The following is a 6,865-nucleotide window of genomic DNA, read 5'->3' on the forward strand; positions in this document are numbered from 1 at the left end:
CCAAGCTGGAGTGGGTGAACCTGCCCACCGCCGTCACCCTGCTGCGGCTGGCAGGGATCCCTTTTGTTTTGCTGGGCCTGAGCCTGCAGTCCCCCTGGGGAGAGAGATTGGCCCTCTGGGCTTTTTTGCTGGCGGCAGCAACCGATTGGCTGGATGGCCATTTGGCCCGCCGTTATGGCTTGGTAACCGATATGGGCAAGTTTTTGGATCCTCTGGTGGATAAGCTGCTGGTGTTGGCGCCGCTGCTGGGCCTGCTGGAACTGGGGCGGATCCCCGCTTGGGGCGTGTTTTTGCTGGTGGGGCGGGAGCTGGCCATCGCCGGCTGGCGGGTCAACCAAAGCCAAATCCGCGGTGCCAATTTCTGGGGCAAAGCCAAGACGGTAACCCAAATCCTGGCCATTGCTTTGCTGATTTTGGGGTGGCCGGGAGGGATCCCTTGTTTTTGGGTGGCGGTGGTTCTCACCCTGATCTCGGGCCTGACCTACCTGCACACCGATCATCCCCATCATGCGCAGTCACCCGGCAGGCCATAGCCCTTGTCAGATCCCCCCGCCCCTCGCCGACAGAGGAGACACCCCACCTGAGCAGCGCATCCTCGGCCTAGATCCAGGTCTGGGAACCATGGGTTTTGGTTGCATTCTGGCGGGATCTGCGGGGTTGAAACCTGTGGATTATGGGGTGATCAGCACCCCCAGCCAACACTCGATGCCGGAGCGGCTGCAAACGCTGCACGAGGATTTGAGCCAGTTGCTGCGCCAACTGCGCCCGCATCAGGTGGGGCTGGAAAAACTTTTTTTCTACAAAATGGGCAATACCATTGCCATCGCCCAAGCCCGTGGCGTGATCCTGCTCACCTTGGCCCAGCATCATCTGTTGCCGGTGGAGTTTACGCCCGCCCAAGTCAAGCAAAGTTTGACAGGCTACGGACGCGCCGACAAGCAGGCTGTACAAGCTGCCGTGGCCCGGGAACTCAACCTGCCCAGCTTGCCCCGCCCGGATGATGCCGCCGATGCCTTGGCGATTGCCATCACAGTCTGGCACCACCGCTTCTCTTGAGGGATCCCCTCCCTGTCAATCCCCTACCTTTAGCAGAGATAAAGATTGGCCAATAAAGATGGGCTAGACTCAGTACAGCGAGAAGCACAAGCCCTATGCCTTCTTCTTCCGTGGATGTTCGCGAGCTACCGCTGTTTCCCTTGCCGGAGGTGGTGCTGTTTCCGGGCCGACCTCTGCCGCTGCACATTTTCGAGTACCGCTACCGCATGATGATCAACACCATTCTGGAGACGGATCGCCGCTTTGGGGTGCTGATGTTCAATCCCCAGACGGGATCCCCAGTGCGGGTGGGCTGTTGTGCTGAGGTGTTGCAGGTGCAGCGATTGCCGGATGACCGCATGGACATTTTGACCTTGGGGCAGCAGCGCTTCCGCGTCTTGGATTACGTGCGGGAAAAACCCTTCCGGGTGGGGCTGGTGGAATGGATTGAGGATGAGCCGACCACCCCTTCCGATGACCTGCAGAGCTGGGTGCGCCAGGTTACCACTCTCCTTCAAGATGTGGTGCGTCTCTCGGGCAAGCTAATGGAGCGGGATGCACAGTTGCCGGAGCAGCTCCCCACCACCCCCATAGAACTGTCCTACTGGGTGGCTAGCCACTTCCATGGGGCCCCCCAAGAGCAGCAAGCTCTGCTGGAAATGGTCAGTACCGAAAGGCGGCTGCGCCGGGAAGCCGAAATTCTCGAGTCCACCCGCAAGCACTTGGCCGCCCGCACGGCCCTCAAGGATCTGTTCACGGAAATTTCCTGAGGTTCCTGTCAGTTGGTCAGGTCTGCTCCCATCTGTTCTGGTGGCTCTTGTGGACCTTTCCAGAGAGTGCCCTTTGCCTTTCTCGACCAGGCAGAGCAGAATGCTTCCCCCGGAAAGGTTGGGTATTTCTTGAGGATCCCTTCCCCGTTTTTCATGGCCTACGCTCGCCGCTACTTGCGCTTTCCCTCTCAGATCTTGGGCCGGGAAATGGAGATGCTCCACTTTGGGCATCACGGCTACCCGCTGATCTGTCTGCCCACCAGCAACGGGCGTTTTTTTGACGTGGAAGATCGCGGCATCATCGCCAGCCTCAGCCATCATCTGGAGCAGGGCTATTTGCAGGCTTTTTGCGTGGAAACCCTGGATTGGGAGACCTTGTTCAACCGCCAGCTGGACTTGCCCCAACGGCGGGAGCGTTGGCTGTTGTTGGAGCAGCACTGGGTAGAAGAGCTGATCCCCTACGCCAAGGCCGAGGCGCAAAATGAGTTTCTGGTGGTGGCTGGGTTTTCCCTGGGAGCTACCCATGCTGTCAACCTCACCTGTCGGCATCCCGGCCTAGTGCGCCGTTGTTTGGCTCTGGGGGGGCCCTACGATGTGGCCGCTCTCGGCTCTGTCACCGGCTGGGATCCCCAACGGGCAGAGCAGGAGCTGTATTTCATCAACCCGCTGGCCTATATGTCCAACATGAGCCGGCAACTCTGGGATCACTTGGGCGGGCGCAACACCGAGCTGAAGCTGCTCACCGCTCGCCACGACCACTGCCTCAGCGACAACCTGCGTCTGGCGGAAGTGCTCAGCCGCAACGACATCCCCCATCAACTGGAGGTATGGGAGGGGAATCACGATTGGCCCACTTGGCAAGCGCAAATCCGCGCCTTCGCGTAGGATCCCTTGCAGGGAATAGCTTTTGAGAGAGCTTTGATGATTGAAGACTATTGGGTTGGCAGCCTGCACTTCAGCGAGCCTTTTGGGGACGATACTCTGGCCCGCCTCAACGCACTTCCCCCTATTCAAGCTCGCAACGGCCAAACTTACAAGATCCGGGCCGAACATGTCACCATTCACGAGGTGAACCTGGATTACCGCACCAAGTATCGCCTGATCCTGGATCGTTTCAGCTACCTTTACCCCCAAGCCATCGGCCTGTTCATGGGCTTTGCCTTTCGGGGGGTTTACCTCATCAACAACCCCTTTAGCTTTTATTACTACCTGCGCAACAAAGATGCTGCCTACATGGTGGTCAAAGAGCTGGGGATCTCCATCCCCAAAACTTACATTCTGCCCCCTAAAGAAGCCCCCGCATTGAAAGCAGAGGACTTTAAGTATCACAAGTTTTTCGATTGGCAGGGGATGGCGGAAGATCTGGGCTGGCCAATTGTGATTAAGCCGGCGGAGGGGCGAGAGGCCATTGGAGTAGAAATAGCCCACAACATGGAGCAGCTCCTCTATTTTTACGACCGCTCTGGATCTCAGGTGATGATGATCCAAGAGAAGGTCAAAACCCCTTACCCTTGGCAGATTCGCGCCCTCTGCATTGGCCGAAAGATCATTCCGATCAAGTATATCTTTCGCAAGTTCGATGCCAGCGAATATCTGTTTGATCCAGAATTTCTCACGCCGGAAATGGGCCAGAAAGTCATCAATACCTGTCGGATTATCAATCGAGTTTTGGGCTATGAAATGAACTCGGTGGAGCTATTCATCGACGAGCAGGGAGAGCTGCAGGCCATCGACTTTAACAATCCGGTGCCCGATGGGCGGCTCAAGGCTTTGGGAGAGATCTTCTACAACGATTACCAGCAGGCCCTTTGCGATTTGGTCTTGGACATCGTGCGGGAACAGCGTCCTTTCGACTTCCTGCCCCCAGATATCAACCGCTTTGCCCACATTGCCCGACGGGCCGATCTCACCCGCGAGCAGAAGTTTCAGATGGCTTTGGAATTGGCCAACCGTTACTACGAGCCCAGGGATCCCGATTAAAATCAAACCAGAACCCACAAGTGTGGTTTTCCGCTGGGGAAGTTGTGGACGGGCAAAGGAGCAGCAGCGTGGTTTCCGACCCCGCTTCAGGGTGGTCCATAATCAAGCAGGCGCAGGGATCCTGCCAGGTGCTGCATTTGGCGGCGGGGGATCCCCTCTTGAGTCGACAAGAGCATTGGGGGCCTTTTCCCAGCCAAGCTGAGGCGATTGGGCGGCGGGTTGGTCTGATCCAGGCAGGCAAATGTCAACCGGCTTGAAATGGCGCTGGTGCCACGATATTCGCGAGATCCCAGCAGGGGCCTGGCACGCCTTGCAAACGGAGCGCACCTCTCCTTTTTTGGAATACGAATGGTTGCACAGCCTAGAGAGCTCAGGTTGTGCCAGCCGCAGGACAGGGTGGCTGCCCTGTCACTTGTTGGTGGAGGCGGACGGCCAGTTGGTTGCTGCTGCCCCCTTGTATTTGAAAAGCCACAGCCAGGGGGAGTTTGTCTTTGACCAAGAATGGGCTGCAGTTGCCGGCCAATTGGGGGAACGCTACTACCCGAAGTTAATCGGCATGGCCCCCTTCACCCCGGCCACGGGCTATCGCATCCTCGTCCATCCCGAGTATTCGGAAGCAGAGGTGTGGTCGTTGATGCTGGCAGCCATTGACCGGTTTTGCCAAGAGAAGGATATTTCGGTGTTTAGCTTGCTTTATGTAGATCTGGACTGGCGGACTCAATTGGAGTCGGATGGATTTACGCCCCGGATCACCCACAACTACCAGTGGCACAACCCCGGCTACCGCTCTTACGAAGACTTTTTGAGCCAGTTCAATGCCAACCAGCGGCGCAACATCAAGCGAGAGCGGGCTGCAATGGAAAAAAGCGGCCTAGAACTCAAGATTTACACAGGAGAGGAGATCACGCCCCGCCTGTTGTCTCTCATGTACGACTTTTACAGCAACACCTGCGCCCAATTTTGGAACTGGAGCAAATATCTCAATCGCCGCTTTTTCGAGTCTCTCTATCCCGACTATCGGGAGCGAGTTGTGCTGGTGGCCGGGGAACGGAATGCAGAAATTGTGGGGATGTCTTTTTGTATTCGTAAGGGAGATCGCCTGTTCGGGCGCTACTGGGGTTGTCGGGAGGAGGTGAAGTTTTTGCACTTTAACGTTTGCTACTACGAGCCCATTGCCCTCGCCATCCGAGAAGGGATCCGCAACTTTGATCCCGGCGCAGGGGGATCCCATAAGATTCGACGGGGATTTCCGGCCACGCCTGTGTACAGCTACCACCGCTTCTATAGCCGAAGGCTGCAACAGGTTTTGGTGCCCTACCTGAACCGGGTTAACCCTCTCATGTTGGCCGAGCTGGAGAATGTGAATCAAAACGAGGTTCCTTTTCGAGAAGATGTTTTGCCTTCTCTATCTGCTTTGACCAAGGAGTGAACCACTTCATTGGATGGGGTTTTCAATCCCGTAAGCAGTTGGCGGCTGACATGCTTTTTGCCTTGCTACAGCTTTTTCCGGCAATGCTGACTCCAGCCAACACGACCTGACCTATGGTTATAGTTATTTCGAATTTCGGCGAAACAGCCTAATGGAACATCCGATCCCTTCCGGCCTTCCTGATCCCGTTAAACCTGGGGATCTCTTGGCGTTGGAGGTCACGGCCCTGACCCCCCAGGGAGATGGCATTGCCCACACGGTAGGACTTGGACAAGGGCGAGTGGTGTTTGTGTCCCAGGCGGTGCCCGGGGATCAGGTGGTGGCCCAAATAACCGAGATCAAGCGCAACTACTTGGTCGGGCGAATTCGGTCGCTGATTTCTCCCTCTCCCCAACGGGTGCGACCAGCCTGCATTGTGGCGGACAAATGTGGTGGCTGCCAATGGCAACATGTCAGCTATGCCCAGCAATTGGCCACCAAGCAGCAAATCCTCAGGGATGCACTGGAGCGGATTGGCGGTCTGACTCTGCCGCAGCCTGTCCCCATTTTGGGATCCCGGCAGCCGCTGCGCTATCGCAACAAGGTCACCTACCCCATGGCCAAACCGGAGGGCCAGCCCTTGCGCATGGGCTACTACCAACGGGGCAGCCACCGCCTGGTGAACCTCAACCAATGCCCCGTGCAAGACGAGCGGCTGGATGTGTTCCTGAGGGAAATCAAGCGGGATCTCCAAGAAACGGGCTGGAGTGTCTACGACGAAAGTCGTCACCAAGGTCATCTCCGCCACTTGGGTTTGCGCATCGGTCGCCGTACCCGCGAGGTGCTCCTGACCTTGGTCAGTTGCAGTCGTCGCCTGCCCCATCTGGAAAGCTGGGCCGAACGCTGGATGCAGCGCTACCCTGACCTGGTGGGGGTCTGTCTCAATCTCAACTCGGCCCGCACCAATGCCATCTTCGGCCCGGAGACTGAGGTGATTGCCGGTCGGGGGTCTTTGCGGGAGGAATTTGCCGGTTTTTCCCTCTGGATCGACAGCACCTCTTTCTTCCAGGTCAACACAGAGCAAGCAGAAGCCTTTTTTACCTGGATAGCCGACCAACTGAACCTGCGGGGAGAGGAAACCATCCTGGATGCCTACTGTGGCATCGGCACCTTAACCTTGCTGCTGGCGCAACGGGCGAAACGGGCGATGGGGGTGGAAGCTTTGCCGGAAGCGGTCGCCCAAGCCCGCTACAATGCCCAGTTCAACGGTATCGCCTCAGCCCAATTTTTCCAGGGCACGGTGGAACAGGTTTTGCCGACCCTGCCCCCTGCCGACATTGTGGTGCTGGATCCGCCGCGGCGCGGCTGCGACCGCCAAGTGCTCGAGACCCTAAAGCTGCGACGACCACCACGCATCGTCTACATTAGCTGTCACCCTGCCACTTTGGCGCGAGACTTGCAGATCCTACTGGCAGAGGGATCCTATCGCCTTACCCAATGGCGGGCGGCTGACTTCTTTCCCCAAACCGGGCATGTGGAGGGGGTGGCCTTTTTGGAGCGAGTTTGAAGAGTACGCACCCTGACCAAAAGGCGCGGCAAGCCCCGTCCTTCAGGGCGGGGAAGGATAGCGCCGACCGTAGCCGACGCCCTTTAAAAACGCAGTGTCGGCCAT

The 6,865-nt window shown here is 57.5% G+C and carries 8 protein-coding genes; all 8 read left to right on the plus strand.

The genetic code is table 11. The features are described from left to right. Positions 1-14 precede the first annotated feature (14 nt). The 8 genes from pgsA to rlmD all read left to right on the plus strand — a co-directional run bounded on the left by pgsA (position 15) and on the right by rlmD (position 6,760). Positions 15-533 (plus strand): CDP-diacylglycerol--glycerol-3-phosphate 3-phosphatidyltransferase, encoded by a 519-nt coding sequence (gene pgsA / locus ACVWYY_RS09675; protein WP_457384968.1) that lies wholly within the window; start codon positions 15-17, stop codon positions 531-533. After that, positions 508-1,056: a crossover junction endodeoxyribonuclease RuvC gene (gene ruvC, locus ACVWYY_RS09680; protein WP_457394499.1), complete on the plus strand. Its 549-nt coding sequence runs from the start codon at positions 508-510 to the stop codon at positions 1,054-1,056. Before pgsA ends, ruvC begins: the two co-directional genes overlap by 26 nt. A gap of 95 nt (positions 1,057-1,151) precedes the next feature. After that, positions 1,152-1,805, plus strand: coding sequence for an LON peptidase substrate-binding domain-containing protein (locus ACVWYY_RS09685; protein ID WP_011432147.1), 654 nt, complete (start codon positions 1,152-1,154; stop codon positions 1,803-1,805). A 153-nt stretch (positions 1,806-1,958) separates the two neighbouring features. Continuing rightward, positions 1,959-2,690 (plus strand): alpha/beta hydrolase-fold protein, encoded by a 732-nt coding sequence (locus ACVWYY_RS09690; RefSeq protein WP_457440405.1) that lies wholly within the window; start codon positions 1,959-1,961, stop codon positions 2,688-2,690. A gap of 36 nt (positions 2,691-2,726) precedes the next feature. Beyond that, entirely contained in the window at positions 2,727-3,785 is a 1,059-nt protein-coding gene (locus ACVWYY_RS09695) for an ATP-grasp domain-containing protein (RefSeq protein WP_414418888.1), read from the plus strand. A 68-nt stretch (positions 3,786-3,853) separates the two neighbouring features. Then, on the plus strand, positions 3,854-4,042 hold the full coding sequence (locus ACVWYY_RS09700) for a DDE transposase family protein (RefSeq protein ID WP_457395988.1): 189 nt from the start codon (positions 3,854-3,856) through the stop codon (positions 4,040-4,042). After that, the gene (locus ACVWYY_RS09705) at positions 4,027-5,214 is read left to right on the plus strand and encodes a GNAT family N-acetyltransferase (RefSeq protein WP_457395987.1); all 1,188 of its coding nucleotides are present in this window, start codon (positions 4,027-4,029) and stop codon (positions 5,212-5,214) included. The genes ACVWYY_RS09700 and ACVWYY_RS09705 overlap by 16 nt, the downstream gene beginning before the upstream one ends. 151 nt (positions 5,215-5,365) lie before the next feature. Continuing rightward, positions 5,366-6,760 (plus strand): 23S rRNA (uracil(1939)-C(5))-methyltransferase RlmD, encoded by a 1,395-nt coding sequence (gene rlmD, locus ACVWYY_RS09710; RefSeq protein WP_457395986.1) that lies wholly within the window; start codon positions 5,366-5,368, stop codon positions 6,758-6,760. Positions 6,761-6,865: the final 105 nt, after the last annotated feature.

This window comes from Thermostichus sp. MS-CIW-34 (genome assembly GCF_054060435.1).